Origin of the sequence: Pseudomonas sp. stari2 (genome assembly GCF_040760005.1) — a bacterium.
Taxonomy (GTDB): Bacteria; Pseudomonadota; Gammaproteobacteria; order Pseudomonadales; family Pseudomonadaceae; genus Aquipseudomonas.
Genome location: NZ_CP099760.1, coordinates 5,559,162 through 5,585,503 on the forward strand (window position 1 = coordinate 5,559,162; position 26,342 = coordinate 5,585,503).

The 26,342-nt window shown below is 60.2% G+C and carries 25 protein-coding genes and 4 tRNA genes; 16 read left to right on the forward strand and 13 right to left on the reverse strand.

The annotated features are described in order from the left end of the window. Positions 1-15 precede the first annotated feature (15 nt). Together NH234_RS25455 and NH234_RS25460 are read left to right on the forward strand one after the other, a co-directional pair. Complete coding sequence (locus NH234_RS25455) at positions 16-2,967, forward strand: DUF748 domain-containing protein (protein ID WP_367254659.1); 2,952 nt, start codon at positions 16-18, stop codon at positions 2,965-2,967. Then, positions 2,967-3,263, forward strand: a complete 297-nt coding sequence (locus tag NH234_RS25460; RefSeq protein WP_085732827.1) for a DUF2845 domain-containing protein — start codon at positions 2,967-2,969, stop codon at positions 3,261-3,263. Before NH234_RS25455 ends, NH234_RS25460 begins: the two co-directional genes overlap by 1 nt. A gap of 168 nt (positions 3,264-3,431) precedes the next feature. On the opposite strand, the gene NH234_RS25465 is transcribed toward NH234_RS25460, so the two are convergent. Both NH234_RS25465 and NH234_RS25470 read right to left on the reverse strand, forming a co-directional pair. Continuing rightward, the gene (locus NH234_RS25465; RefSeq protein ID WP_085732828.1) at positions 3,432-3,788 is read right to left on the reverse strand and encodes a BON domain-containing protein; all 357 of its coding nucleotides are present in this window, start codon (positions 3,786-3,788) and stop codon (positions 3,432-3,434) included. Between the two features lie 296 nt (positions 3,789-4,084). Beyond that, positions 4,085-4,522 (reverse strand): pilin, encoded by a 438-nt coding sequence (locus NH234_RS25470; protein ID WP_367254661.1) that lies wholly within the window; start codon positions 4,520-4,522, stop codon positions 4,085-4,087. A 226-nt stretch (positions 4,523-4,748) separates the two neighbouring features. On the opposite strand from NH234_RS25470, the gene pilB reads away from it, so the two are divergent. The 5 genes from pilB to yacG are packed head-to-tail and all read left to right on the forward strand — an operon-like array spanning position 4,749 to position 9,360. Beyond that, positions 4,749-6,449: a type IV-A pilus assembly ATPase PilB gene (gene pilB, locus NH234_RS25475; RefSeq protein ID WP_085732830.1), complete on the forward strand. Its 1,701-nt coding sequence runs from the start codon at positions 4,749-4,751 to the stop codon at positions 6,447-6,449. A 2-nt stretch (positions 6,450-6,451) separates the two neighbouring features. Continuing rightward, positions 6,452-7,669 (forward strand): type II secretion system F family protein, encoded by a 1,218-nt coding sequence (locus NH234_RS25480; RefSeq protein ID WP_367254663.1) that lies wholly within the window; start codon positions 6,452-6,454, stop codon positions 7,667-7,669. Position 7,670: 1 nt separating this feature from the next. Next, complete coding sequence (locus tag NH234_RS25485; protein ID WP_085732832.1) at positions 7,671-8,543, forward strand: A24 family peptidase; 873 nt, start codon at positions 7,671-7,673, stop codon at positions 8,541-8,543. Then, entirely contained in the window at positions 8,540-9,163 is a 624-nt protein-coding gene (gene coaE, locus NH234_RS25490; protein ID WP_085732833.1) for a dephospho-CoA kinase, read from the forward strand. Before NH234_RS25485 ends, coaE begins: the two co-directional genes overlap by 4 nt. Continuing rightward, a complete protein-coding gene (yacG, locus tag NH234_RS25495; protein ID WP_085712167.1) occupies positions 9,160-9,360 on the forward strand; it encodes a DNA gyrase inhibitor YacG in 201 nt (66 codons plus the stop codon). Before coaE ends, yacG begins: the two co-directional genes overlap by 4 nt. 6 nt (positions 9,361-9,366) lie before the next feature. Here yacG and NH234_RS25500 read toward each other — a convergent pair whose 3' ends face one another. Further along, positions 9,367-9,582 (reverse strand): hypothetical protein, encoded by a 216-nt coding sequence (locus NH234_RS25500; protein ID WP_367254665.1) that lies wholly within the window; start codon positions 9,580-9,582, stop codon positions 9,367-9,369. A gap of 65 nt (positions 9,583-9,647) precedes the next feature. After that, complete coding sequence (locus NH234_RS25505; RefSeq protein ID WP_065261574.1) at positions 9,648-10,337, reverse strand: energy-coupling factor ABC transporter permease; 690 nt, start codon at positions 10,335-10,337, stop codon at positions 9,648-9,650. A gap of 133 nt (positions 10,338-10,470) precedes the next feature. Between NH234_RS25505 and NH234_RS25510 the strand changes: the two genes are divergently transcribed. The 5 genes from NH234_RS25510 (at position 10,471) to NH234_RS25530 (ending at position 13,832) form a co-directional block, all read left to right on the forward strand. Next, entirely contained in the window at positions 10,471-11,097 is a 627-nt protein-coding gene (locus tag NH234_RS25510; RefSeq protein ID WP_007959580.1) for a DUF1780 domain-containing protein, read from the forward strand. Next, the gene (locus tag NH234_RS25515; protein ID WP_367254666.1) at positions 11,094-11,621 is read left to right on the forward strand and encodes an MOSC domain-containing protein; all 528 of its coding nucleotides are present in this window, start codon (positions 11,094-11,096) and stop codon (positions 11,619-11,621) included. Before NH234_RS25510 ends, NH234_RS25515 begins: the two co-directional genes overlap by 4 nt. A 51-nt stretch (positions 11,622-11,672) precedes the next feature. Beyond that, complete coding sequence (locus tag NH234_RS25520; RefSeq protein ID WP_065261571.1) at positions 11,673-11,846, forward strand: DUF3094 domain-containing protein; 174 nt, start codon at positions 11,673-11,675, stop codon at positions 11,844-11,846. Positions 11,847-11,912: 66 nt separating this feature from the next. Continuing rightward, on the forward strand, positions 11,913-13,211 hold the full coding sequence (locus NH234_RS25525) for an NAD(P)/FAD-dependent oxidoreductase (RefSeq protein ID WP_085732836.1): 1,299 nt from the start codon (positions 11,913-11,915) through the stop codon (positions 13,209-13,211). Between the two features lie 213 nt (positions 13,212-13,424). After that, a complete protein-coding gene (locus NH234_RS25530; RefSeq protein ID WP_367254668.1) occupies positions 13,425-13,832 on the forward strand; it encodes an EF-hand domain-containing protein in 408 nt (135 codons plus the stop codon). Between the two features lie 74 nt (positions 13,833-13,906). On the opposite strand, the gene NH234_RS25535 is transcribed toward NH234_RS25530, so the two are convergent. The 8 genes from NH234_RS25535 to rluD all read right to left on the reverse strand — a co-directional run bounded on the left by NH234_RS25535 (position 13,907) and on the right by rluD (position 20,794). Then, the gene (locus NH234_RS25535) at positions 13,907-15,532 is read right to left on the reverse strand and encodes a methyl-accepting chemotaxis protein (RefSeq protein WP_085732838.1); all 1,626 of its coding nucleotides are present in this window, start codon (positions 15,530-15,532) and stop codon (positions 13,907-13,909) included. Between the two features lie 158 nt (positions 15,533-15,690). Further along, a tRNA-Pro gene (locus tag NH234_RS25540) sits at positions 15,691-15,767 on the reverse strand. A gap of 96 nt (positions 15,768-15,863) precedes the next feature. Beyond that, positions 15,864-15,939, reverse strand: a tRNA-Lys gene (locus NH234_RS25545). Positions 15,940-15,944: 5 nt separating this feature from the next. Then, positions 15,945-16,021, reverse strand: a tRNA-Pro gene (locus NH234_RS25550). Positions 16,022-16,030: 9 nt separating this feature from the next. Then, positions 16,031-16,106 (reverse strand) — tRNA-Asn (locus tag NH234_RS25555). A gap of 298 nt (positions 16,107-16,404) precedes the next feature. After that, on the reverse strand, positions 16,405-18,969 hold the full coding sequence (gene clpB, locus NH234_RS25560; RefSeq protein WP_085732839.1) for an ATP-dependent chaperone ClpB: 2,565 nt from the start codon (positions 18,967-18,969) through the stop codon (positions 16,405-16,407). A gap of 131 nt (positions 18,970-19,100) precedes the next feature. Continuing rightward, a complete protein-coding gene (gene pgeF / locus NH234_RS25565) occupies positions 19,101-19,835 on the reverse strand; it encodes a peptidoglycan editing factor PgeF (RefSeq protein WP_085732840.1) in 735 nt (244 codons plus the stop codon). Then, complete coding sequence (rluD, locus tag NH234_RS25570) at positions 19,832-20,794, reverse strand: 23S rRNA pseudouridine(1911/1915/1917) synthase RluD (protein ID WP_085712174.1); 963 nt, start codon at positions 20,792-20,794, stop codon at positions 19,832-19,834. The genes pgeF and rluD overlap by 4 nt, the downstream gene beginning before the upstream one ends. Positions 20,795-20,946: 152 nt before the next feature. Here rluD and NH234_RS25575 point away from each other — a divergent pair, with 152 nt between their 5' ends. The 4 genes from NH234_RS25575 (at position 20,947) to NH234_RS25590 (ending at position 25,245) form a co-directional block, all read left to right on the forward strand. Continuing rightward, positions 20,947-21,963, forward strand: coding sequence for an outer membrane protein assembly factor BamD (locus NH234_RS25575; RefSeq protein WP_085732841.1), 1,017 nt, complete (start codon positions 20,947-20,949; stop codon positions 21,961-21,963). 126 nt (positions 21,964-22,089) lie between these two features. After that, the gene (locus tag NH234_RS25580; protein ID WP_085712176.1) at positions 22,090-22,323 is read left to right on the forward strand and encodes a PP0621 family protein; all 234 of its coding nucleotides are present in this window, start codon (positions 22,090-22,092) and stop codon (positions 22,321-22,323) included. Continuing rightward, positions 22,313-23,902 (forward strand): PAS domain-containing sensor histidine kinase, encoded by a 1,590-nt coding sequence (locus tag NH234_RS25585; RefSeq protein ID WP_367254672.1) that lies wholly within the window; start codon positions 22,313-22,315, stop codon positions 23,900-23,902. Before NH234_RS25580 ends, NH234_RS25585 begins: the two co-directional genes overlap by 11 nt. Then, the gene (locus tag NH234_RS25590; RefSeq protein WP_367254674.1) at positions 23,899-25,245 is read left to right on the forward strand and encodes a sigma-54-dependent transcriptional regulator; all 1,347 of its coding nucleotides are present in this window, start codon (positions 23,899-23,901) and stop codon (positions 25,243-25,245) included. The genes NH234_RS25585 and NH234_RS25590 overlap by 4 nt, the downstream gene beginning before the upstream one ends. On the opposite strand, the gene thiO is transcribed toward NH234_RS25590, so the two are convergent. Beyond that, the gene (thiO, locus tag NH234_RS25595; RefSeq protein ID WP_367254676.1) at positions 25,242-26,342 is read right to left on the reverse strand and encodes a glycine oxidase ThiO; all 1,101 of its coding nucleotides are present in this window, start codon (positions 26,340-26,342) and stop codon (positions 25,242-25,244) included. The genes NH234_RS25590 and thiO overlap by 4 nt on opposite strands.

Here is a 26,342-nt window from a genome sequence, read left to right on the forward strand (position 1 = left end):
CTCCGATTCAGACAGATGAAGCCGCACATGCCCAAAGGATTGATTCGCGCGATTGGCGCCCTGTTGACTGCTCTGGCCCTCTACAGCCTGCTGGGGTTTCTGATTTTGCCGGGCATCGCGCTGCGAGTGGCCAACCAGCAACTGGCCAACTACGCTACGGTGCCTGCGCACATTCAGCGTATCGAACTCAATCCGTTCAGCCTCGAAGTCACTCTTTGGGGCCTGGTCATCGGCGAGCCGGGCAAGGAACAGGTCGGTTTCGAACGCCTGTACGCCAACCTGCAACTCGACAGCCTGTGGACAAAAGCCCTGCACCTGTCCGACATCGAACTGGACAAACCGAAGACCGAAATCCTGTTCGCCAAGGACGGCAAACTCAATCTGCTCGGTCTGTTCAAACTGCCGGCCAGCGAACCGACGCCGGCCGATCCGAATGCCAAGCCGTTTCCGCTGCGTATCGACCGGATCAAACTGGCCGGCGGCAACGTACATTTCGAGGATGCACGCCCGAGCGAGCCGATCGAGTTTCTCTACGACAAACTCGATTTCGAATTGAACAACCTCAGCACCCTGCCTGAAGACAACGCCGACATGACTCTGGTCGCCATCGGCCCGGCTGGCGGGCAGATCGACTGGAAAGGCAATTTCAGCCTGATCCCGATTGCCTCCGAAGGCACGCTCAAGGTCACCGATGGCCAGATGAAAGCGTTCTGGCCCTACGTGCGCGACGCAGTGCCGCTGGTGCTGGAAAATGGCGTGGTCAGCCTCAGCACCGATTACAAACTCAACCTGTCCAAGGAAACCGAACTGCTGTTGAGCAACGTGGCGGTCAGCGTTGCGCCGTTTGCGATCAAGGCACCGGACGGACGTCCGCTGGCAAAACTCGACCGCCTGGACGTCAGCGAAACCACCGTGGACCTGGCCAAGCAGCAAGTGGTGGTCGGCAAGATCCGCAGCCAGAAACTCGAAACCTGGGCTGCCCTTGAGGCGGACGGGCAACTGGACTGGCAGAAACTGTTCGCCAGTCAGCCGTCCAAACCTGCCGCCAAAGCAGCAGCTGAACCGAAAAGCACTCCGGCCGCCGCCGACTCGCCGAAGACGGAACCGACCGCACCGGGCAAGCCATGGCAAGTGCTGCTCAAGGACGTGCAACTGCGTGACTACAAAGTGCACCTGGCGGACCGCTCGGCGAAGCCCGAGGTCACACTGGATGTCACGCCGCTGAACGTCGATCTGCAGAATTTCGACAGCCTCAACGGCTCCCCCTTCAACGTCAAACTCGACGCAGGCCTGGGCAAGCAAGGCAAGATCAACGCCGATGGCGTGGTCAACCTGGCGCCGGTCACCGCCCAGCTCAACGTGAAAACCCAGGACATCGACCTGCGCGTCGCCCAGTCCTACATCAACCCGTTCATTCGTCTGGAACTGCGCAGCGGCATGCTCGGCAGCGACCTGAAAGTAAACCTGAAAAGCACCGAGCCGCTGGCACTCAGCGTCACTGGTCGCGCTCAGGTCGATCAGTTGCACACCCTCGACACCCTGAAGACCCGGGACTTCCTCAAGTGGCAGCAAGTGGTGGTCGAAGGCCTGAATTATCAGCACGGTGACAGCCTGTCGATCGACAGGATCAACCTGTTCCAGCCGTATGCGCGCTTCATGATCAACGATGACCGCACCACCAACATCGATGATTTGCTGATCCCGCAGCCTGCCGATTCCGGAACGAAAACCGCAGCGGCAAAACCCGCCGGCAACTCGAAACCGCTGGGCATTCACATCGGCGGTATCGTGATCAATGACGGTTCGGCCAACTTCGCCGACTTCAGCCTGACCCCGAACTTCGCCACCGCGATCCAGCAGCTCAACGGCCAGATCGGCACCATCGACAGTCGGCAGGCGAAACCTGCCAGCGTCGATGTCAAGGGCAAGGTTGACCGTTATGCGCCGGTGACCATCAAAGGCGCGGTCAACCCGTTCGACCCGATGGCCAGCCTCGACATCGCCACCAGTTTCAAACGGGTCGAACTGACCACCCTGACCCCCTACTCCGGCAAGTTTGCCGGTTACCGGATCCGCAAGGGCCGGCTCAATCTCGACCTGCACTACCTCATCACCAAGGGCCAGCTCAAGGCCGAGAACAAAGTGGTGGTCGAGCAACTGCAACTGGGTGAGAAAGTCGACAGCCCGGATGCCGTAAGCCTGCCGCTGAAACTGGCGATTGCGCTGCTCAAGGACGTGGACGGCAAGATTTCCATCGAGCTGCCGGTCACCGGCGACCTGAACAACCCGCAATTCAGCGTGATGCCGATTGTCTGGCAGACCCTGCGCAACCTGATCGTCAAAGCCGCCGCCGCACCGTTCAAGCTGATTGGCGGTCTGGTCAGCGGTGGCGGATCGGAAGATCTGGGCACCGTGTCCTTCGCGCCGGGCTCCAGCGAACTGAACAAGGACGCCGAAGCGGCGCTGGTCAAATTGTCCCAGGCCTTGAAGGAGCGTCCGTCCCTGCGTCTGGAAATCGAAGGCACCGCCGCACAAAGCAGCGACGGCCCGCTGCTTGCCGAGCAGCGTCTGGAACGCGAATACCAGTACAACTACTACAAGATGCTCCAGCGCCGTGGCGATAAAGTGCCGGCTCAGGCTTCGCTGATTCAGGTGCCGGATAACGAAAAAGGCCCTCTGCTCGAAGGCATCTACCGTACCCGTCTGAAAACCCAGCCACCGGCTGAATGGAAAGACCTGGGCAAGGAAGAACGCACGGCGAAAATGCGCGCCGAGGTAATCAAGTTCTGGAGTTCCAGCGATGTGCTGCTACGCCAGCTCGGTCAGGACCGTGCCAGCAGCATCAAGGATTACCTGGTGGACAAGGGCCAGTTGGCCGACGACCGTGTGTACTTCATCGACGCCAATCTTGGCGAAGCCGAAAGCGACGGTCGCGTGGTGACACAAATGCATCTGGACGCCGAGTGATGAACAGTCAATGGCTGGCCGCAATGGCGCTGGCGCTCGTCGCCAGCCACGCTTCGGCATCCGATACCTTGCGCTGTGGCAGCCAGTTGGTCAGCCTCGGTGACCGCGCCAGCGAGGTGCTGCAGAAATGCGGTGAACCGGTCAGCCGCGACGTACTGGGCTACAAACGCAGCGCCAATCGACGTGAAGAGTTTCAAGTCGAGGAATGGACCTACGGCCCGAGCAACGGCATGTATCAATACTTGCGCTTCGAAGGCAATCGGCTGCGGCAGATCAACAGCAAGCGCGGCGACTGACTTCTCTGCACTTTTCCAGCCCTTGAAATAGAACAGGCCCCGACATGAATGCCGGGGCCTGTAATGGCCACAATCCTTGTGGCCGTTCGCATGAACTCTAAAGTGCGGCAGACGTATTGCTCGGCCCGCCTGTCGCGTCTTCTCCCGGTCCAGGCGAGAAGTCTTGCCTTACTCGGCTTTCAGGCCGTCAGCGGAAACCGCTTTGACGCCTTTGATTTTCTTGGTGATGTCTATGGCCATTTTTTTCTGTGCTTCTGTCACTGCAACGGTGGAGGACAGAGACACTACGCCTTTGTTGGTTTCTACTTTGATGTCAGTGCCAGGAATGCCTTTTTCGGTCACCAGGTCGCTTTTGACTTTGGTGGTGATCCAGGTGTCGGAAGTGGCTTCTTTCGCCTTGGTCATTTCACCGGCAGCCAGAGTCATTGGAGCCTGGGTCGCCTGGGTGGATTGTGCGAATGCGCCGGTGGCCATGGTCAGGGTCAGCGCGGTAGCAGCAGCGGCAGTGATAGCGAACTTCTTCATACGAGTAACTCCTGTTTTTCTGGAAAGTCTGCTGCGTGTCTTGTCAGCAGGGTTACCGAAGATATTGCGAACGCTGTGCCAACTTTCTGTAAAACAAAAATTACATATAAATCAATAACTTAAACTTAACAGGAAATTTCGAAATCATGCAAAATGCATGACTCGGGGAATATTCACATGCAAGTTGCAGCTTTTGGAAAAGTTCCTAAGATGCTGAAACTATTGAAACTTCTATTTTCACCGGATAAATAAAAATGCCCTGCGTGGCAGGGCATTCGGTCGTCACACGCTCGCCATCACGTACCGCTGGCGGTACAGCCTTTTGGCGAATAATCCGGGTTAACAGTAGTGGCACAGGTCCACACACCAGAGGTATTACCGGTAGCAGCGCCCGAACGAGTGAGCGTGACAGTTTTGCCCAGTACCGGCCCCGGAGCGTTGAGCAGCGTGCAGGAGATGCTGCCCGCCCCCGTCGCCGCTGTACCTGTAACCTGCACCGTACAGTTGGAGGTGGTGGTTGTACCGCCGTTCACAGAGTTTATATCCGGAGCGGTACCTTGATTGATGGTGTCCTCGAACGGCACCTTCATCGCACTGATTTCCGCCAGCCCCGCCGTCACCTTCGACCGTGCCTGATACTTGGAATACTGCGGCAAGGCGATGGTGGCCAGGATGCCGATGATCGCCACGACAATCAGCAGCTCGATCAGAGTGAAACCTTGTTGTTTTTTCATAGACACGCTCCATGCATGAGTCGGAATCTCATGATCTGCACAGGACTCAGCACAGCCCGTGCCAAGGCGCCCGCACCCGCGCAGGCTGGGCGCGATCACGCTATCGCGGTGTTTCCTACAACCTGTAACCGCACTATCTGACACTTTTTGTCACCTGCACCGAGGCGGTTTGGCGCTGTCACTTGACTAGGCTATAAGTCATGAACTGTCTGCATCCGGGATTCCCATGAATGACATCGCTCTGAGCGGTCTGGCCAAGCAATTGGTACAGGCCGAACTGCTCACGGAAAAAAGCGCCCAACAAGCCTGGCAGCAAGCCCAGCGCAATCGCCTGTCGCTGGTCAGCTATCTGGTACAGAACAAACTGGTGAAGAGTTCGCAGGTTGCCGAAATCGCCTCGGAGCACTTCGGCATGGCGTTCCTCGACCTCAATTGCCTGGACAAGGAAACCCAGCCCAAGGGCCTGGTCAGCGAAAAACTGGTCCGCCAGCATCATGCCCTGCCCCTGTGGCGGCGCGGCAACAAACTGTTCGTGGGGATTTCCGACCCGAGCAATCATCAGGCAATCAACGACATTCAGTTCAGCACCGGGCTGACCACCGAAGCCATTCTGGTGGAGGACGATAAGCTCACCGATGCCATCGAGAAATTCTTCGACACCCACGCCTCCGGCCTGGAAGACATGGCCGATGTCGACCTCGACGGACTGGACGTCGAATCCGTCGACGACAGCAAGCAGGACGCCATCGGCGTGCTGGATGCCGACGACGCGCCGGTGGTGCGCTTCGTCCACAAGATGCTGCTGGACGCAATCAAGAGCGGCTCTTCCGACCTGCACTTCGAGCCTTACGAGAAAAACTACCGGGTGCGGGTACGTACCGACGGCATCCTGCGTGAGGTGGCCAAACCGCCGATTCAACTGGCCGGACGCATCGCCGCACGCCTGAAGGTCATGGCCAGCCTCGACATTTCGGAACGGCGCAAGCCTCAGGACGGACGCCTGAAGATGCGCCTGTCGAAAACCAAGTCGATCGACTTCCGGGTCAACACCCTGCCGACCCTGTGGGGCGAGAAAGTGGTAATTCGGATCCTCGACCCTTCCAGCGCGCAGATCGGCATCGACGCCCTCGGCTACGAGCCGGAGCAGAAAGAGCTGTACCTGGCCGCCCTGAAGCAGCCGCAAGGCATGATTCTGGTCACCGGCCCCACCGGTTCCGGCAAGACCGTGTCGCTGTACACCGGGCTGAACATCCTCAATACCGTCGACATCAATATCTCCACCGCCGAAGACCCGGTGGAAATCAACATGGAAGGTATCAACCAGGTCAACGTCAATCCGAAGCAGGGGCTGGATTTCGCCCAGGCCCTGCGCTCGTTCCTGCGTCAGGACCCGGACGTGATCATGGTCGGCGAGATCCGCGATCTGGAGACGGCGGAAATCGCCATCAAGGCGGCGCAGACCGGTCACCTTGTACTGTCCACGCTGCATACCAACAGCGCAGCGGAAACGCTGACCCGCTTGCACAACATGGGCATTCCCGGCTTCAACATTGCCACGTCGGTCAGCCTGATCATCGCCCAGCGTCTGGCGCGCAAACTCTGCGGCCACTGCAAGAAAGCCATCGAGATTCCCCGCGAAACCCTGCTCAAGGAAGGCTTCCCCGAGGAACGCATCGGCAGTTTCACGATCTATGAGCCCGTCGGTTGCGATCAATGCAACGGCGGCTACAAGGGCCGCACCGGTATCTATGAAGTGGTCAGGAACACTCCCGAACTGCAGCGGCTGATCATGGCCGAGGGCAACTCACTGGAAATCGACAGCCAGATGCGCCTGGACGGCTTCAACGATCTGCGCACTTCGGGCTTGATCAAGGCCATGCAAGGCATCACCAGCCTTGAAGAAATCAACCGGGTCACCAAGGACTGAACATGGCCGTCAAGGCAGCGAAAATCAGCGTCTACGCCTGGGAAGGAACCGACAAGAAAGGCAGCCGGATCAGCGGCGAACTGAGCGGGCAAAACCCCGCGCTGATCAAGGCCCAGTTGCGCAAGCAGGGCATCAACCCCGGCAAGGTACGCAAGAAATCCGCGTCGCTGCTGAACTTCGGCAAACGCATCAAGCCGCTGGACATCGCCCTCTTCACCCGGCAGATGGCGACCATGATGAAGGCCGGCGTGCCATTGCTGCAGTCGTTCGACATCATCGGCGAAGGCTTTGAAAATCCGGCGATGCGCAAACTGGTGGACGAGGTGAAACAGGAGGTCGCCGCCGGTAACAGCTTCGCCGCGGCCCTGCGCAAGAAGCCGCAATACTTCGACGAGTTGTACTGCAACCTGGTCGATGCCGGCGAGCAATCCGGTGCTCTCGACACCCTGCTCGAGCGCGTGGCGACCTACAAGGAGAAGAGCGAAAGCCTCAAGGCCAAGATCAAGAAAGCCATGACCTATCCCACCGCCGTGATTCTGGTGGCGGCGGTCGTCACCGGCATTCTGCTGGTAAAAGTGGTGCCGCAGTTCCAGTCGGTATTTTCCGGCTTCGGTGCCGAACTGCCGGCGTTTACCTTGATGGTCATCGGCCTGTCGGAGTTCATGCAGCAATGGTGGTGGGCGATTCTGGGTGTGCTGATCGTGGCGTTTTTCGGCACCCGCCATGCCTTGAAGAAATCCCAGGCCCTGCGTGACCGACGTGATGCCTGGCTGCTGAAACTGCCACTGGTGGGCACCATGATGTACAAGTCCGCCGTCGCCCGTTTTGCCCGGACCCTGTCGACCACGTTTGCCGCCGGCGTGCCGCTGGTCGAAGCGCTGGACTCGGTCGCCGGAGCCACCGGCAACGTGGTGTTCAAGCGTGCGGTGCTGCGCATTCGCCAGGACGTGGCCACCGGCATGCAGCTGAATTTCTCGATGCGCACCAGTGGGGCTTTTCCGAACATGGCCGTGCAGATGACCGCCATCGGCGAAGAGTCCGGCGCCCTGGACGATATGCTCGACAAGGTAGCCGGGTTCTACGAGGAAGAAGTGGATAACATGGTCGACAACCTCACCAGCCTGATGGAGCCTTTCGTCATGGTGGTACTCGGGGTGATCGTCGGCGGGCTGGTCGTGGCCATGTACCTGCCGATCTTCCAACTCGGCTCAGCGATCTGACATGCCCATCGACGAACTTTTCGCCCTCTATCCGCTGGCGTTTGTCTTCACTGCCCTGGTGCTCGGGCTGGTGGTCGGCAGCTTTCTCAATGTGGTGATCTGGCGTCTGCCGAAGATGCTCGAACGCGAATGGCGCCAGCAGGCCCACGACGTGTTGGGGCTGCCCGTCGAAACGCCGTTGCCGGTCTACAACCTGATGCTGCCGCACTCGCAGTGCCCACATTGCGCCCACCGCATTCGTGCGTGGGAAAACATTCCGCTGCTCAGCTACCTGTTTTTGCGCGGCCGTTGCTCGTCTTGCGCAGCGCCGATCAGCAAGCGTTATCCACTGACCGAACTGGCCTGCGGGCTGCTCTCGGCGTTCATTGCCTGGCATCTGGGTTTTGGCTGGCCGGCTTGCCTGATGATCGCCCTGACCTGGGGCTTGCTGGCGATGAGTCTGATCGACACCGAGCATCAGCTGTTGCCCGATGTACTGGTGCTGCCGTTGCTGTGGCTGGGATTGATCGTCAACAGTTTCGGCCTGTTCGTCTCACTGCACGATGCGTTGTGGGGGGCGGTGGCTGGCTACATGGCGCTGTGGTCGGTGTTCTGGCTGTTCAAACTGCTCACCGGCAAAGACGGCATCGGTCACGGTGATTTCAAGTTGCTGGCGCTGCTCGGGGCCTGGGGTGGCTGGCAGATTCTGCCGCTGACCATCCTGCTGTCCTCCCTGGTGGGCGCCGTGTTCGGGGTGATTTTGCTCAAACTGCGTGACCGCAAAACCTCGACGCCGATCCCCTTCGGGCCCTATCTGGCAATTGCCGGCTGGATTGCCTTGCTCTGGGGTGGTCAAATAACCGGCTTCTATTGGCAGTTTGTCGGTTTGAAATGAATACCCCTGTGGAAAAACCCTGGATTCTCGGCCTGACCGGCGGCATCGGCAGCGGTAAAAGCGCTGCCGCCCAGCACTTCATCGATCTTGGCATCCACGTGGTGGACGCCGATCACGCGGCGCGCTGGGTGGTCGAACCGGGCCGTCCGGCGCTGGCAAAGATCGCAGAACACTTCGGCCCGGATGTCTTGCAGGCCGATGGCACGCTGGATCGCGCGGCGTTGCGCAAGGTGATCTTCGAAGTGCCGGAGCAACGCCGCTGGCTCGAAGCGCTGCTGCATCCACTGATCGCCGAGGAGATCGCCCATCACCTGGCGCTGGCAAAATCGCCTTACGCGATTCTGGTTTCGCCGCTGCTGATCGAGTCCGGACAGTACGCGATGACCCAGCGGATTCTTGTGATCGATGCTCCGCAACAACTGCAGATCGAACGCACCTTGCAGCGTGACCAGACCAGCGAACAGCAGGTCCAGGCGATCCTCAAGGCCCAATCCAGCCGCGAAGACCGCGTGAGCCGTGCCGATGATGTAGTGGTCAACGACCGCGACCTCGCCTGGCTGCACAGCGAGGTCGAGCGCCTGCATCACTTTTACCTGACTTTATCCGGAGGCCAGTCATGAGCCAGACCCCAACCGTTAATTGCCCGACCTGCGGCGCCCCGGTGGAATTCACCCCCGCAAACAAATTCCGGCCGTTCTGCTCGGACCGCTGCAAACTGATCGACCTCGGTGCCTGGGCGTCGGAAGAACACAAGATCCCGGTGGCCCCGGATGCCGAGGACGAACTGTTTTCCGGCGATTTCGACCCGCGTCACTGATCCCGTTCAGGGCCGCATGAAGCCGTAATCCTGATCGTCGTCGAGGTTTTCCGCCAGAAAACGTAACTCGTCGGCCAGGTCTTCGGCGTTGCGCACGGCTTTGCTCTGCTGCACTACCGCACTGAGCAAAGCGCGCAGGCTCAGACCTGGATCAAATCCCACCTCCTGTGCCATCTCCAGACTGTGTCGGGTTTCCTGCCTCGCCCACTCGTAAACGCTCATGCCGCTGCTCCTGAAGGAATTTGGCCGAGCATGAAATGCCGCGCGCGGGGTGGATTTGATGTGGATCAAGACTTGGGGTCGTCGTCCTTCCAGGGTGCCGAAAGGTAACGGGTGCGGTTGAAGGTCTCCAGCCATTCCGGGCTGAACACCACCAACGCGCTGATCACCATGCCGTTGATGAACGCTTCCGGAAAAATCAGCAGCCACAAGTAACCGATGAAGTCTTCCAGCCATTCGGGCATGGCGAAGAGGCCGTCGTACCAGAGCAATGTGAGGCTCAGCACCAGACACGCCAACGCCGACAAGGCCGCCGCGAAGAAGCCGGAGCAGAAGATATAAACAAACGGATTACGCGGTTGCGCCCGTTCGACCAGAATCGCCACGCCCTCGGTGATCAGCACCGGCAGCAGGATCAGCAACGCACCGTTGACCCCGACCGCCACCAGATCCTGGCGTCCCAGCAGAACCAGCCCGATCTGCGCCACCAGTCCGCCGACAATCGCCAACGGCCAGTCGAGCAGCAAGGTCACGGCGGTCATGCCAATGAAGTGATACGACACACCCGTATCGAAATCCCTGCGCACCATCCACAACAGAAACAGTGCGAACACAGTGCCGAACAGCAAGTGCTGACGACGGCTGTCGCTGAACAATTCCACCCACGGCGCGCGGCAGATCGCCCAGAGCAGCACCGGCAGGTAAATCAGCCAGCCGAGGGTCAGACTCGTCGATGACAGCAGTTCTGCACCGATCATGATCCCATCACCTTCATTCGCACCGCAGACTCCCTTGATTGGCGCACCTGTGTCGAAGTCTACACCGCCATCCGGATGAATCTGCCGATGCAAAGCTTTCTGCTTGTCGCAATTGAACGCTAAGCTTGGGCCTATGGATGACTCAGATTACTTACGCCTGCTGACCATCGCGGCCGAGCAGGCCAACGCGTTCCTGTCCAATGCCCGCAAATGGGAGCGTGAGCGTTGGGTCTGCCAGCGCCTGCTGCAAGGCTTGAATATCCCGTATCGCGCCGACGAATTCGCCCCGGCCGGCGAGCCTCCGGACGTATTGTTTCGCGATGCCAATTTCGAAGTGTTTTTCGTCCTCGACGAAGGTCGCCGACTCAACGATGAATGGCGCGATGAGCTGCAACGCCGGCGCAGTGCATTTTCCCTGAGCCAACTGGTGCGCCGCGAAGCCAAGCCGCGACGGATTCCGGCCAACGAATTCCTGCTCAGGCTGGCGCCGACCTTGCGCAAGAAAGCGCACAACTACAAAGAACGCGGCATGGACCTGGGCGAGCTGGACATCATCGCCTTCGCCAGTCTCAAACGCGAAGTGCTCGACCTCAACAGCCACTTTCCGCCACCCACCGAATATTTGCGCCAGGGCTGGCGCTCGCTGTCACTGGTCGGGCCGACGTTCGCCCGCGTGTTGTTCGCCCACCCCGATGCGCCGGATTTCCTGCGCGGTAACCTGGGACGCAGCATCGTGTTCGATGTCGGGATCAGCCTGTGACGCCACTTCAACAATTGATTGCCGATGTCCCGCAGACCGGTTGCGTGCGCTGGATTGGCGTGCGCCCCGAGTCACGGGGGCCGATGCTCGCACTCGATGCGGTGGAGGCGCGGCTTGAGGCCGGGCTCACCGGCGACCACGCTCGGCCCGGGGTGCGAAATGCGCGGCAGGTGACGCTGATTCAGTGGGAACACCTGGCCGTGATCAGCGCCTTGATGGGGCGGTCGGGCGAACAACCGGTCACACCTGAAGATCTGCGGCGCAATCTCGTTATAAGCGGGATCAACCTGTTCAGCCTCAAGGGGCGGCGCTTTCGCATTGGTCAGGCGATTTTCGAAACCACGGGCTGGTGCCAGCCGTGCGCGCGCCTGCAGAACAACCTCGGCCCGGGAACGTTCCAGGCCGTGCGCGGGCATGGCGGAATCACCGCACGAGTGTTACAAAGCGGGATCATTCGCCTCGAGGACAGCGTGTCTGTCGAACCGGTCCCAGACAGTGGCTATGCTGCATTCAATCCCGGTTGAAAACCGCTGTAGCTTGTTCACTTTCAGTAACGTCTACCAGACGAGGCCTTTATGACCAGCCGCCTGAACCCCGAAGACCAGAAGCATGTCGAAGAGTACCTGCAGTTGTCCCAACACCGTGTCGAGCGCCGGCCATTCCGGCCGTGGATGCTCCTGGTGGTGGTGCTGGCAGCGACCATCGGTCTGGGCCTGTTGAGCCGATTTATCAGTTACCTGACGCTATGAGCTGCATCGCGCTCGCTTGGGTTACGACGACAACGATTTCCTTTAAAAACCTTGCGAGCTATCACCATGTCCCATCGTATTGTCATTGTCGGCGGCGGCGCCGGCGGTCTGGAGCTGGCTACCCGTCTGGGTAAGACTCTGGGCAAGCGCGGCACCGCCAGCATCATGCTGGTCGACGCGAACCTCACGCACATCTGGAAACCGCTGTTGCACGAAGTGGCCGCCGGATCGCTGAACTCCTCCGAAGACGAACTCAACTATGTCGCCCAGGCCAAATGGAACCACTTCGAGTTCCAGCTGGGGCGCATGAGCGGGCTCGACCGTGAGCAGAAGAAGATCCAGCTCGCCGCCACCTACGACGAAAACGGCGTGGAACTGGTTCCGGCGCGGGAAGTGCCGTATGACTCGCTGGTGATCGCGGTCGGGAGCACCACCAACGATTTCGGCACTCAGGGCGCAGCGCAGCACTGCCTGTTCCTCGACACCCGCAAACAGGCCGAGCGTTTCCACCAGCAACTGCTCAATCACTATCTGCGCGCTCACGCCGGGCAAACCGATGTGGTCCAACAGATCAGCGTGGCGATCGTTGGTGCGGGCGCCACAGGCGTCGAACTGGCGGCGGAGCTGCACAATGCCGCTCATGAACTCGCGGCCTACGGTCTGGACCGGATCAAACCGGAAAACATGCACATTACCCTGATCGAAGCCGGGCCACGGGTGCTGCCAGCCCTGCCGGAACGCATCAGCGGGCCGGTGCACAAGACCCTGGAAAAGCTCGGGGTCAACGTGATGACCAACGCGTCGGTCAGCCAGGTCACCGCCGACAGCCTGATCACCGCCGATGGCAACGAGATCAAGGCCGGCCTGAAAGTCTGGGCCGCCGGGATCCGCGCGCCGGGTTTCCTCAAGGATATCGATGGCCTGGAAACCAACCGCATCAACCAGCTGCAAGTGCTGCCGACATTGCAGACCACCCGCGACGAAAACATTTTCGCCTTCGGCGATTGCGCCGCCTGCCCGCAACCGGGTTCGGATCGCAACGTCCCACCACGGGCCCAGGCCGCGCACCAACAGGCGTCGTTGCTGGCCAAGTCGCTGAAACTGCGGATCGAAGGCAAGACCCTGCCGGAGTACAAGTACACCGACTACGGCTCGCTGATTTCGTTGTCGCGTTTTTCGGCTGTAGGCAACTTGATGGGCAACCTGACCGGCACCGTGATGCTCGAAGGCTGGCTGGCGCGGATGTTCTACGTTTCGCTGTACCGCATGCACCAGATGGCGCTGTACGGCCCGTTCCGCACGGCGATGCTGATGCTGGGCAGCAAGATCGGACGCGGCACCGAGCCACGCCTGAAGCTGCACTAATGTAAAAACCGCGGGGGCGGGCCGGCTCGCCCCCCCGCGGCGTTTTGTCTTCTACTGTATCTGCCGGCGCTTTTCCCACCTTCGCTTACAAACGCCCCGCTCCTCGACACAGACGCGATACACCGCCACCGCTTAATGGCCACACCCGAGCGCACTTGCTCCGGCTGATCGCCCTTAACGTGTGGTTGCGCAGTGCAACCGAAGGAGAATGAAATGACCTGCACTTCGAAAATTGGCAAAACCTCCCTTGGCCTGGTCGGTGCCGTACTGGCCGGCGGCCTGATGCTGTCCGGCTCGGTGTTCGCCGCGCAACCGCTGGCCCAGGGCTATATGGTCGCCTCGGCTGAAACCTCGGTGAAAACCCCGGAAGGTAAATGTGGTGAAGGCAAATGCGGCGATGCGTCGATGGCCAGGACCGACACCGATGGTGACGGCAAAGTCTCCCGCGCCGAATTCCTGAAGGTCGCGCCGCACTCTGACTTCGACAAGATCGACACCAACCACGATGGCTTCATCGACGAGCAAGAGGCTTACGACAACGTCAAAGCCAACTACGAGGCCAACGGCAAGAAAATGCCCAAAGGCCTGTTCGAACACCTGAAAGAGCGTGACGGTGCCTGATTTTCATTCTGTCCCGACAAAACAAAGCCGCGCTTTCTCTTACGAGAAGCGCGGCTTTTTTATGTCTGCCGGAATTACAGCTGGAAACGCCGCACCATGCCCTGCAATGCGTTGGCGAGTTTCGATAGCTCATGACTGGAAGCGCTGGTCTGATCAGCGCCGGCCGCCGAACGCACCGACAGGTCACGGATGTTCACCAGATTGCGATCTACTTCCCGCGCCACTTGCGCCTGCTCTTCGGCGGCGCTGGCGATCACCAGGTTACGTTCGTGGATCTCATGCACCGACGCGGTGATGGTTTGCAATGCCTCACCGGCCCGCTCGGCCAGCACCAACGTGGTGGCAGCGCGCGAGGCGCTGGCCTGCATCGACTCCAGCGCCAGGCTCGAACCGTTGCGCATGCCCTGCACCATCTGCTCGATTTCCTGGGTCGATTGCTGTGTGCGATAAGCCAGCGCCCGGACTTCGTCGGCGACCACGGCAAACCCGCGACCACTCTCCCCAGCCCGCGCTGCTTCGATGGCGGCGTTGAGCGCCAGCAAGTTGGTTTGTTCGGCAATCGCGCGGATCACGTCCAGCACTTTGCCGATGTCTTGCGACTGATTGGCCAGTGATTGCACCAACTCACCGGTGTGTTGCACCTCACTGGCCAGCGCATTGATCGCGCTGGCGGTTTCACTGACCCGCTCTTGGCCCAAATGCGCCGACTCGCTGGACTGGCGCGTCGCGTCGGAGGTCGACACTGCATTGCGTGCGACTTCCTCGACCGCCGTGGTCATCTCGTTGACGGCGGTGGCGGCCTGTTCGATTTCGTTGTTCTGTTGTTGCAGACCTTGAGTGCTGTCATGGGTGACCGCGCTCAGTTCGTCGGAAGCTGTCGCCAGTTGCGTGGCCGAACCGCTGATGCCCTGCAGGGTTTCGCGCAGATTCTGCTGCATGGTCGCCAACGCCTTGAGCAGACGGCTGACTTCATCATTACCGTGGGTTTCGATCGGGCGGGTCAGATCGCCCCTGGCGACGTGTTCAGCAGCGTCGACAGCGGTGCTCAGGGGGCGAACGATACTGCGGGTGAGCAACATGGCCAGGACCACGGTGGCCAATGCCGCCAGAGCGATGAATAAGGTCACGATAGTGCGGGAGGTTTCGTAGTGGGCGGCAGAGTTCTGGCTTTCGGCAGCGACCTGCCGGGCGAACAGGTCTGCCAGGTCATTGAGTTGTTTGCCGGACCCGTCGACCACGGTTTTCATGTCGACCAGCAGCAACTTGGTCAGCTCATCGCGCTTGCCTTGCTCGGCGAGCGTGAACGACTGAGCGATCCCGGTGCGATAGGCGGCGAAGGTTTTCTTGAACTGATCGTATAACTGCTGACCTCCCGGGGTGGTCACCAGTCGGTCGTAAGCGGCGATTTTCTCGCTCAGTTCCTTGTCGCGGGTGTCCATCTGGCTGCGGTACGTGGCGATGTTGGCCGGATCCTGATCCAGCGCCATGCGCAGGGAAATGGTGCGAATGCGCAACATGATCTCGCGAATCTCGTCGCCACCACGAATGCTCGGCAGCCACTGCGTCTCCACTGCCACTTCGCTGTCGCGGATGCTCGACATCTGCCCCAGCGCAAACACCCCGAGCAACGCCACCAGCACCGCGATCAGAGCAAAGCCCAGGGCGGCACGGGGAGCAATATTCAACTGACGAAGCAACATGACGAACGCCCTTTTTCTTGTATTGGCCGGATTCAAGGGGCGATCAATGGCAAGCCCCTTTTGTTAGCGGGCTATCGGCAAGTTGTATGATGACTTGGATGAACATTTTCGGAGGGCAAAAAAAATCCCCGTATCTTTCGATACGAGGATTTTCAATATGGTCGGGGTAGGGGGATTCGAACTCCCGACATCCTGCTCCCAAAGCAGGCGCGCTACCGGACTGCGCTATACCCCGGTAAAAAAAGGCGACCTTTCAAAGATCGCCTTCTTCGATCAGCGCTTTTGGCCTCTGATCTTAAGATTCGATCCCAGGGCAAACTGGTTTCAAAAATGGTGGGTCGTGTGGGATTCGAACCTACGACCAATTGGTTAAAAGCCAACTGCTCTACCAACTGAGCTAACGACCCAAAAATGGTCGGGGTAAGGGGATTCGAACTCCTGACATCCTGCTCCCAAAGCAGGCGCGCTACCGGACTGCGCTATACCCCGGTTTGAAATTGGCTCCGTGACCAGGACTCGAACCTGGGACCCAATGATTAACAGTCATTTGCTCTACCGACTGAGCTATCACGGAACTACATATTTCAATTTACTACGGTGAAACTTGCAGCTTCTCGACATCGTTTTCGCATCGCTGCGTTCGTGTGTCTGAGGCGCGCTATTCTACAACCTAGAACACCTCTGTCAACCCCCTAAATTGCTTTCAAGTTAATGATTTGCAACTTATTTCAGATTTCTGCCCAGTGAGCTGAAACCGTGTTGGTGACTGACTGCGGGGCGCACTTTACAAGCCTTTTCCTTTGAGTTCAACAGCCTAACGAAAAAAAAGGCCTCGCATTGCGAGGCCTTGCTTAGTTCAACACCCTGAGGTGTCAGTTGAACGTGATCTCGTCGTTCTCCACGACGCCGGTCGCGGTCTCCCCGGGCATGAAGCGTCCCGACAGGATCAACTGCGCCAACGGGTTCTCGATCCAGCGCTGGATCGCCCGTTTCAGCGGCCGTGCACCGTAGACCGGGTCGTAGCCGACGGCAATCAGCTTGTCCATCGCCTCCGGACTCAGTTCCAGCTTCAGCTCGCGCTCGGCCAGACGACTGCGCAGACGACCCAGCTGGATCTCGGTAATGCCCGCAATCTGATCCCGCGCCAGAGGCTCGAAGATCACCACTTCGTCGACCCGGTTGATGAACTCCGGACGGAAGTGGGTGGAAATCGCATCCATCACCGCTGCACGTTGCGCTTCACGGTCACCGACCAGTTCCTGGATCTGCATCGAACCGAGGTTTGAGGTCATGACGATCACGGTATTGCGGAAATCCACCGTACGGCCGTGGCTGTCGGTCAGACGCCCATCCTCGAGCACTTGCAGCAGGATGTTGAACACGTCCGGGTGCGCCTTCTCGACTTCGTCCAGCAGGATCACCGAGTAAGGCTTGCGCCGTACCGCTTCGGTCAGGTAACCGCCCTCTTCATAACCGACGTAGCCCGGTGGTGCACCGATCAGCCGTGCCACGGAATGTTTCTCCATGAACTCGGACATATCGATCCGCACCATCGCCTCTTCAGTATCAAAGAGGAATTCGGCCAGCGCCTTGCACAGCTCGGTTTTACCGACACCGGTCGGGCCGAGGAACATGAACGAGCCGCTCGGGCGATTCGGGTCGGACAACCCGGCACGGGAACGCCGCACCGCATTGGCCACTGCGACCACTGCTTCGTCCTGGCCGATCACACGCTGGTGCAACAGGCTTTCCATCTTCATCAGCTTGTCGCGCTCGCCTTCGAGCATTTTCGACACGGGAATGCCGGTCCACTTCGAAACGACTTCGGCGATTTCCTCTTCGGTCACCTTGCTGCGCAGCAACTGGTTCTCGCTCTTGCCGTGCTGGTCGACCATTTGCAGACTGCGTTCCAGATCCGGGATCACCCCGTACTGCAACTCGGCCATGCGGTTCAGGTCGCCTTTGCGGCGCGCGGCTTCCAGTTCCTGACGGGACTGTTCGATCTTCTGCTGAATCTGCGCAGAACCCTGCACCTCGGCTTTTTCCGAGTTCCAGATTTCTTCCAGATCCGAGTACTCACGCTCGTGCCGGTCGATTTCTTCCTGGAGTTTCTCCAGGCGCTTCTTCGCCGCGTCGTCGCTTTCTTTCTTCAGTGCCTGGGATTCGACTTTCAGTTGAATCAGGCGACGCTCCAGACGATCCAGCACTTCCGGCTTGGAGTCGATCTCCATACGGATGCGGCTTGCGGCTTCGTCAATCAGGTCGATCGCCTTGTCCGGCAACTGCCGGTCAGTGATGTAACGATGGCTGAGCTTGGCTGCCGCAATGATCGCACCGTCGGTGATCGCCACTTTGTGGTGAACCTCGTAACGTTCCTTGAGGCCACGCAGGATAGCGATGGTGTCTTCTTCGCTCGGCTCGTCCACCAGCACTTTCTGGAAGCGCCGCTCGAGGGCCGCGTCCTTCTCTATATATTGGCGGTACTCGTTGAGCGTGGTCGCACCGACGCAATGCAGCTCGCCACGGGCCAAGGCCGGTTTGAGCATGTTGCCAGCGTCCATCGAACCTTCGCCCTTGCCGGCGCCGACCATGGTGTGCAGTTCGTCGATGAACAGAATGATCTGCCCTTCCTGCTTCGACAGCTCGTTGAGCAATGCTTTCAGGCGCTCTTCGAACTCGCCGCGATACTTGGCACCGGCAATCAGAGCACCCATATCCAGAGACAGCAGGCGCTTGCCACGCAGCCCATCCGGCACTTCACCGTTGATGATGCGCTGGGCCAGACCTTCGGCAATCGCGGTTTTACCCACGCCAGGCTCGCCGATCAGCACCGGGTTGTTCTTGGTCCGGCGTTGCAGGACCTGAATGGTGCGACGGATTTCATCGTCACGGCCGATCACCGGATCGAGCTTGCCGTCTTCGGCGCGCTTGGTCAGGTCGACGGTGTATTTATCCAGTGCCTGACGCGACTCTTCGTGGTTGGCGTCGTTAACGGCTTCGCCACCGCGCAGATTGTTGATCGCGTTTTCCAGGGCCTTTTTGCTCACGCCCTGGCCGAGCAGCAACTTGCCGAGCTTGCTGTTCTCGTCCATCGCGGCGAGCAGCACCAACTCGCTGGAAATAAACTGGTCGCCCTTCTGCTGTGCCAGACGATCGGCCTGGTTGAGCAGACGCGCCAAGTCCTGCGACATGTTGACGTCGCCGGTCGGATTCTGGATTTTCGGTAATTGATCGAGCTCTTTGGTCAGCTCTTTACGCAAGCTGTTGACGTCGAAGCCCACCTGCATCAACAGGGGTTTGATCGAACCACCCTGCTGTTCAAGCATCGCTTGCATCAAATGCGCCGGCTCGATGGCCGGATGATCGTGGCCGACAGCCAAGGATTGGGCATCGGACAACGCCAACTGTAATTTGCTGGTTAAACGGTCTATACGCATGGGTCACCTTCCTTTTGAGCAGGCCGGACCTAAAAAACCATCCTGAATAAAGAAACCTGCCAGATACCGCTATAGATGCGGTCGATTCTGGAAGATTCAAGCGTCAGGGAGTTGATGCAGATCAGACAAGCTTAGCGGGCGTCGGGCGACTCGAGCCAAACGAGGGAGGCGAAGCGACCAGTGCGCGATGCACGGCGATAAGAGAAGAAGCGCGGATCGGTCACGGTACAGAAACCGCCACCATAAACAGCCGTGACACCGCGAACCGCCAGACGCAGTCGCGCCAGCTTATAGATGTCGGCCATGAACTTGCCGGCATTGTGGCTCGGGACAAAGGCTGTCGCGGCTTCGGGCAATTGATTGATGAAGACTTCCCGGACTTCCGGACCGACTTCGAAGGCTTGCGGACCGATGGCCGGGCCGAGCCAGACCAGTACGTCCTCAGCGGCAACATCCAGACTGTCCAGCGTGGCTTCCAGCACGCCAGCCGCCAAACCACGCCACCCCGCGTGCGCCGCTGCCACGCGAGTACCGGCACGATCGCAGAAAAGCGCCGGCAGGCAATCGGCAGTCATCGCTGCACAAGCGATACCCGGTGTTGCCGTCCAGCTGGCATCCGCCGTGGCCACCACCGACGGATCGGCATGCGCCACGGCAATCCCGTGCACTTGCTGCAACCAGGCAGGCTTTATGGAGAAGTGTTCGGTCAGGCGCCGACGGTTTTCGGCGACGGCCTCCGGGCGGTCATCGACGTGATCGCCCAGGTTGAGGCTGTCGAACGGCGCCTCGCTGACGCCGCCCTCGCGGGTGGTGACACAGGCCTTGACGCTGGCCGGCGCGGGCCAGTCCGGCGTCAGCCAGTTCATCCGACGAATGCCTCGCGATCCTGCTTGAGCAGGGTCAGCAGCCACACCAGATCTTCCGGCAACGGCGATTCCCAGCTCATGCGCTCACCGGTAGTCGGGTGATCCAGCTCGAGGAACCGTGCGTGCAGCGCCTGACGCGGGAAGTGCTTCAGCGATTCGACCATGGTCTGGCTCGCCGCCGGCGGAATGCGGAAACGACCACCGTACGCCGGGTCTCCGACCAACGGGAAGTTGATGTGCGCCATGTGTACGCGGATCTGATGGGTACGACCGGTTTCCAGCTTCACCCGCACGTGGGTGTGAGAACGGAAACGCTCCAGCACACGATAGTGGCTGACGGCAGGCTTGCCGCCTTCCATGACTGCCATGCGCTGGCGCTGCTGGCCGTGGCGACCGATCGGGGCGTTGATCTTGCCGCCGGCCGTTACCACGCCGATCACGATGCACTCATAGATCCGGCTGACACTGCGGCTTTGCAGTTGGGCAACCAGTTTGGTCTGCGCCTGGATGGTCTTGGCCACCACCATCAGACCGGTGGTGTCCTTGTCCAGACGATGCACGATGCCGGCACGCGGGACATTGATGATGTCCGGCACATGGTGCAGCAAGGCGTTGAGCAAGGTGCCATCAGCGTGGCCGGCAGCCGGGTGCACTACCAGGCCCGCAGGCTTGTTGATCACCAGGATGTCGTCGTCTTCATAGACGATATCGAGCTCGATGTCCTGGGCGACCCATTCACCCTGAGCCTCCTGCTCGGCGGTCAGTTCAAGGACGGCACCGCCATGAACGATGTCGCGCGGGCGGATGACCGCCCCGTCCACAGTCAGGCGACCTTCTTTGATCCAGGCGGAAAGGCGCGAGCGGGAGTGCTCTGCGAAGAGTTGGGCGGCGACTTGATCGAGGCGTTGGCCGCCCAATTCGGACGGCACCTCTGCGCGAAGTTCAATTTTATCGGACATGCTCGGACTGGGCGTCGGCTACAGCCTTTGGTTTCGGCTGCGCGCTTGTGGTTAAATACGGCGTCTTTTGCCCCGGGGCTTTTCAACGGGGCGCTCATCATAACAGGACGGCCCCGCCCAAGACAGCGGCCGTCATAGGGACGCAAGCCGCCATGCAAGTGAAACACCTGCTGCTGATCGCCATCCTCGCATTGACCGCTGCTTGCTCATCGAAGGAAGTCGTAGACGAAAACCTGAGCGAAACCGAGCTGTACCAGCAGGCTCAAAAGGACCTGGACAACAACAGTTACACCAGTGCCACCGCCAAGCTGAAGGCTCTGGAGTCGCGCTATCCGTTCGGTCGTTACGCAGATCAGGCACAGCTTGAACTGATTTACGCGAACTACAAGAACTCGGAGCCGGAAGCTGCAAAGTCCGCCGCCGAGCGCTTCATTCGTCTGCACCCACAGCACCCGAACGTCGATTATGCCTACTACCTCAAGGGCCTGACCTCGTTCGACCAGGACGTCGGCCTGCTGGCGCGCTTCCTGCCGCTGGACATGACCAAGCGTGACCCGGGCGCTGCCCGCGACTCCTACAACGAGTTCGCCCAGCTGACCAGCCGCTACCCGAACAGCCGCTACGCGCCGGACGCCAAGCAGCGCATGATCTACCTGCGCAACCTGTTGGCGGCCTACGAAATCCACGTGGCCGACTACTACCTGACCCGTCAGGCCTACGTAGCTGCCGCCAACCGTGGCCGTTACGTAGTGGAAAACTTCCAGGAAACCCCATCGGTCGGTGACGGCCTGGCGGTGATGACCGAAGCCTACCAGCGTCTGCACCTGGACGAACTGGCGGCCACCAGCCTGGAAACCCTGAAGCTCAACTACCCGAACCACCCGAGCCTGAAAGACGGTCAGTTCGTACCGTCGGTCGCCGAGGCCGACAACCGTTCGTGGCTGAGCAAGGCTACTCTGGGCCTTATCGAATCCCGTCCGCCGCTGCCACCGGGAGAGACCCGCGCCAACCAGGACGTGCAGAAGCAGTTCCAGGACGCGAAAGACGCAATCCCGAACGAGCTCAAGCCTAAAGACGAGAACGGCGACGTGATCGAAGCGCCGGAACCGGAGTCCAGCAACAACGACCGCTCCATTTTCAGCTACTTGACCTTCGGTCTGTTCGACTGATCACTTCGGTGATGCCAAAAAGGGAGATCCTCGGATCTCCCTTTTTTATTGCCGCGTTTTATTGAGCTGTGCGCCCGCCAAGACCTTGGCTAAACTGCCGGATCATCAGCCAAAAAGCCGCCCATCATGCTTCGTTTACTGTTCTGGATCGCCCTGATCGCCGCCGCCGTCTGGCTCTGGCGCAAATTCAAGGCGCCTGTCGCCCCCACGCAATCCCCCCGCGAACAGGATGCCGCTCCCATGGTGCGTTGCGCCCATTGCGGCGTGCACCTGCCGCGCGACCGCGCGCTGAGCCTTCGTCAACAGTGGTATTGCAGCCAGGCTCATCTCGAGCAAGGCCCCGGTTCCAGTGATCGCTGAGGCGACCGACGCCACTCGCAAACAGGCCCAGCGACTGCTGCGCCTCTATCACCTCTACCGTCTGAGCGTCGGCATCACCCTGGTGCTGCTGATCTCCAGCAACATGGACAACCGCCTGTTGACGTCGGCCGACGACGAGCTGCTGCGCAATGGCAGCTGGTTGTACCTGGTGCTGAATATCCTGCTGGTGGTGTTCCTGGAGAACATCCGCCGCCCGGCCCAGTTGTTCGGACTGGCCCTGGTCGACATCCTGCTGCTGTGCGGGCTGTTCTACGCCGCCGGCGGCGTGGCCAGTCCGGTCGGCAATCTGCTGATCGTCTCGGTAGCCATCAGCAACACATTACTGAAACGCCGTATCGGCGTGCTGATCGCGGCTATCGGTGCACTCGGCATTGTCGGTCTCAGCTTCCTGCTGAGCTTCAGCCATCCCCTGAGCGCCAACGAATACCTGCAGGCGGGCACCCTCGGCGCCCTGTGTTTTGCCGGAGCGCTGCTGGTGCAAGGCTTGATCCGCCGCCTCGAAGTCAGCGAGACCCTCGCCGAGCAACGGGCCAGCGAAGTGGTCAGCCTCGAAGCCCTCAACGCCTTGATCTTGCAACGCATGCGCACCGGCATTCTGGTCCTCGATGAACAACGCCGGGTGCAACTGGCCAACCACAGTGCCCGGACCCTGCTGGCGCAGTCGCCCCTTGAAGGCCATTTGATCGATAACTATTCGACCGCGCTGGTCGAGCGCCTGAATCTGTGGCTGAACAACCCCACCCTGCGCCCTCAAAGCCTGAAAATCGCGGCCAACGGCCTGGAACTGCAACCGAGCTTCATCGCCCTGGAGCAGAGCCCGAACCGCCAGACCCTGGTGTTTCTCGAAGACCTCGCGCAAATCGCCCAACAGGCCCAGCAACTGAAACTCGCCGCACTTGGGCGCCTGACCGCCGGCATCGCCCACGAGATCCGTAATCCGCTGGGTGCCATCAGTCATGCCGCACAGTTGCTGCGGGAATCCGAGGAACTCGACGATGCGGATCGGCGTCTGACGCAGATCATCCAGGATCACTCCCAGCGCATGAACCGAGTCATTGAAAACGTCCTGCAACTGTCCCGCCGCCAGCAGAGCGCCCCGCAGCGACTCGATCTCGAGCCATGGCTCGAGCACTTCGTCGAGGAAAGCCGCGAACAGGCCAGCGAGCACCAACGGATTCATCTGAACATCGAATCCGGGGATTTCCGGACCCTGATGGACCCGGGGCAACTGACGCAAATTCTCGACAATCTGTTGCGCAACGGCTGGCGGCACAGCGCCCTGCTGCACGATCCGGCGCAGGTCTGGCTCCGGCTGTTCATCGACCCCGAGAGCCAACTGGCCGTGCTCGAAGTGCAGGACAATGGCCCCGGCGTGGCGCTGGATCAGCAGGCGCATCTGTTCGAACCTTTCTTCACCACCAGCAGCCAGGGCACCGGCCTTGGGCTTTATCTGTCCCGTGAGCTGTGCGAAAGCAACCAGGCCCGCCTAGACTTCAAACCACGCCAAGGCGGCGGCTGCTTTCGCATCACCTTTGCTCACGGACGGAAACAAAGTTGAACACGAGCCCACGGCAAAAAATCCTCATCGTCGACGACGAACCGGATATCCGCGAACTCCTGGAAATCACCCTGGGACGGATGAAACTCGACACGTTCAGCGCACGCAACCTCGGCGAAGCCCAGGCACTGCTGAACCGCGACACCTTCGACCTGTGCCTGACCGACATGCGCCTGCCGGACGGCACCGGGCTGGACCTGGTGCAGCATATCCAGCATCGCTACCCGCAATTACCGGTGGCGATGATCACGGCCTATGGCAGCCTGGAAACAGCGATCAACGCCCTGAAAGCCGGCGCATTCGACTTTCTGACCAAACCGGTGGACCTCACCCGACTGCGCGAGCTGGTCGCCACCGCACTGTGCATGCCCGCGACCGGCGGCGTCTGCACCTCGATTGATCGGCGCCTGCTCGGCGACTCACAACCGATGCGCGATCTGCGCAAACAGATCGACAAACTGGCCCGCAGCCAGGCGCCGGTCTACATCAGCGGCGAGTCCGGCAGTGGCAAGGAACTGGTCGCCCGCCTGATCCACGAGCAAGGCCCGCGCGCCAGCCAGCCGTTCGTGCCGGTGAACTGCGGGGCCATTCCTTCAGAGTTGATGGAAAGCGAGTTTTTCGGCCATCGCAAAGGCAGTTTCACCGGCGCGGTGGAGGACAAACCGGGCCTGTTTCAGGCTGCCCATGGCGGCACGCTGTTTCTCGATGAAGTAGCGGACTTGCCGCTGTCGATGCAGGTCAAGCTACTGCGGGCTATTCAGGAAAAAGCCATACGCAGCGTCGGCGGTCAGCAAGAAACCGTGGTCAATGTGCGTATTCTCTGCGCCACTCACAAGGACCTGGACGCCGAAGTCGCCGCCGAGCGCTTTCGGCAGGATCTGTATTACCGGCTGAACGTGATTGAACTGCGGGTTCCGTCCCTGCGTGAACGCCGTGACGATATCGAAGCGCTGGCCTCCCATATGCTCAAGCGCCTGGCCCACGGCACTGGCCAGCCTTCTGCCCGCCTGCATCCACAAGCGCTCGAGGCCTTGAAGAACTATCGCTTCCCGGGGAATGTCCGTGAACTCGAGAACGTCCTCGAACGCGCGCACACGTTGTGCGAAAACCGCATGATTGAAGCCGACGACCTGCGCCTGAGTGAAGGCAACTGTGCGGCCGAGGGCGGCATCGCCGATCTCACGCAGATCGACAACCTGGAAGACTATCTGGAAAACGTCGAGCGCAAACTGATCCTGCAGGCGCTGGAGGAAACCCGCTGGAACCGTACCGCAGCGGCCCAGCGGTTGAATCTGTCATTTCGTTCGATGCGATACAGGCTCAAGAAGCTCGGCCTGGATTAAATACGCCCGGCCGGAGCATACGGCGCCGGATCGATGATCGGCGCCCGCCCCAGCATCACATCGGCAAACAGCTGACAGGAGGCAGGTGCCAGCACCAGTCCGTTGCGGTAATGCCCGCAGTTGAGCCACAAACCATCGAAGCCTGGCACCCGGCCGATATAGGGAATGCCCTCCGGCGAGCCGGGACGCAACCCGGCCCAGTGTCCCACCACTTCGGCATCAGCCAGCGCTGGCAGCAACTCCACGGCCGACGCTTTCAGGCTTTCCAGAGCATTTTCGGTCGGGGTCTTGTCGAAACCTTCATGCTCCAGCGTACTACCGATCAGGATGTGCCCGTCGCGACGCGGAATTGCATAACGCCCCTTGGCCAGCACCATGCTTGGCAGGAAGTTCGCCGCGCACTTGTAGAGAATCATCTGGCCTTTGACCGGCTCCACCGGCAGCGACAGATTCAGCGTCTTGAGCAGCTCGCCGCTCCACGCCCCCGCCGTCAGCACCACCTGATCGCCGTTGATCACGCCTTTCGAGGTTTGCACACCGACAACCTTCTCGCCCTCCCGGACAAACCCGCTGACCTCGCACTGCTCGTGAATCGTCACGTTCGGCAATGCCTGCAACGCGGCTTTCAGCGACTTCACCAGCCTCGGGTTGCGTACGTTGGCCACGTCGGCCATGTAGATCGCCCGGGAGAAACCGCCGCCGAGTACCGGCACCGCATCATGGGCCGCAGAGATATCCACAGCCCGCAGCGGACGGTTTTCCCGCTCGGCCCAGGCCAGCGCTTCGGCTTCGTCGTCCAGATCCAGCCAGTACAGGCCGGTGGTATGGACTTCAGGATCGACGCCGGTGTCGGCAAACAATCGCTCACCCAGCTGTGGATAAAAGTCCTGCGACCAGTGCGCCAGCGCCGTGACGGCCGGGCTATAGCGCCACGGATACAACGGAGAAACGATGCCGCCACCGGCCCAGGACGATTCCTGGCCAAGGTTCGAGCGATCCAGCAGCACCACGCTGCGCACCTCGGAGGCGAGGTTGTACGCGGTCAGCAGGCCAATCACCCCGCCACCGACAATCACCACTTGCTGTTGCCTGGTCAT

Excerpts from the sequence above, each read along its gene's own strand:
- NH234_RS25535 (WP_085732838.1), bottom strand. The coding sequence starts at position 15,532 with ATGTTGCTTCGTCAGTTGAATATTGCTCCCCGTGCCGCCCTGGGCTTT.
- coaE (WP_085732833.1), top strand. The coding sequence starts at position 8,540 with ATGAATACCCCTGTGGAAAAACCCTGGATTCTCGGCCTGACCGGCGGC.
- thiO (WP_367254676.1), bottom strand. The coding sequence starts at position 26,342 with ATGACCAGGCAACAGCAAGTGGTGATTGTCGGTGGCGGGGTGATTGGC.
- NH234_RS25575 (WP_085732841.1), top strand. The coding sequence starts at position 20,947 with ATGCAAGTGAAACACCTGCTGCTGATCGCCATCCTCGCATTGACCGCT.
- NH234_RS25455 (WP_367254659.1), top strand. The coding sequence starts at position 16 with ATGAAGCCGCACATGCCCAAAGGATTGATTCGCGCGATTGGCGCCCTG.
- NH234_RS25505 (WP_065261574.1), bottom strand. The coding sequence starts at position 10,337 with ATGATCGGTGCAGAACTGCTGTCATCGACGAGTCTGACCCTCGGCTGG.
- NH234_RS25470 (WP_367254661.1), bottom strand. The coding sequence starts at position 4,522 with ATGAAAAAACAACAAGGTTTCACTCTGATCGAGCTGCTGATTGTCGTG.
- NH234_RS25530 (WP_367254668.1), top strand. The coding sequence starts at position 13,425 with ATGACCTGCACTTCGAAAATTGGCAAAACCTCCCTTGGCCTGGTCGGT.
- clpB (WP_085732839.1), bottom strand. The coding sequence starts at position 18,969 with ATGCGTATAGACCGTTTAACCAGCAAATTACAGTTGGCGTTGTCCGAT.
- NH234_RS25480 (WP_367254663.1), top strand. The coding sequence starts at position 6,452 with ATGGCCGTCAAGGCAGCGAAAATCAGCGTCTACGCCTGGGAAGGAACC.
- NH234_RS25520 (WP_065261571.1), top strand. The coding sequence starts at position 11,673 with ATGACCAGCCGCCTGAACCCCGAAGACCAGAAGCATGTCGAAGAGTAC.
- NH234_RS25460 (WP_085732827.1), top strand. The coding sequence starts at position 2,967 with ATGAACAGTCAATGGCTGGCCGCAATGGCGCTGGCGCTCGTCGCCAGC.
- NH234_RS25485 (WP_085732832.1), top strand. The coding sequence starts at position 7,671 with ATGCCCATCGACGAACTTTTCGCCCTCTATCCGCTGGCGTTTGTCTTC.
- pilB (WP_085732830.1), top strand. The coding sequence starts at position 4,749 with ATGAATGACATCGCTCTGAGCGGTCTGGCCAAGCAATTGGTACAGGCC.
- yacG (WP_085712167.1), top strand. The coding sequence starts at position 9,160 with ATGAGCCAGACCCCAACCGTTAATTGCCCGACCTGCGGCGCCCCGGTG.
- NH234_RS25580 (WP_085712176.1), top strand. The coding sequence starts at position 22,090 with ATGCTTCGTTTACTGTTCTGGATCGCCCTGATCGCCGCCGCCGTCTGG.
- pgeF (WP_085732840.1), bottom strand. The coding sequence starts at position 19,835 with ATGAACTGGCTGACGCCGGACTGGCCCGCGCCGGCCAGCGTCAAGGCC.
- NH234_RS25500 (WP_367254665.1), bottom strand. The coding sequence starts at position 9,582 with ATGAGCGTTTACGAGTGGGCGAGGCAGGAAACCCGACACAGTCTGGAG.
- NH234_RS25510 (WP_007959580.1), top strand. The coding sequence starts at position 10,471 with ATGGATGACTCAGATTACTTACGCCTGCTGACCATCGCGGCCGAGCAG.
- NH234_RS25465 (WP_085732828.1), bottom strand. The coding sequence starts at position 3,788 with ATGAAGAAGTTCGCTATCACTGCCGCTGCTGCTACCGCGCTGACCCTG.
- NH234_RS25525 (WP_085732836.1), top strand. The coding sequence starts at position 11,913 with ATGTCCCATCGTATTGTCATTGTCGGCGGCGGCGCCGGCGGTCTGGAG.
- rluD (WP_085712174.1), bottom strand. The coding sequence starts at position 20,794 with ATGTCCGATAAAATTGAACTTCGCGCAGAGGTGCCGTCCGAATTGGGC.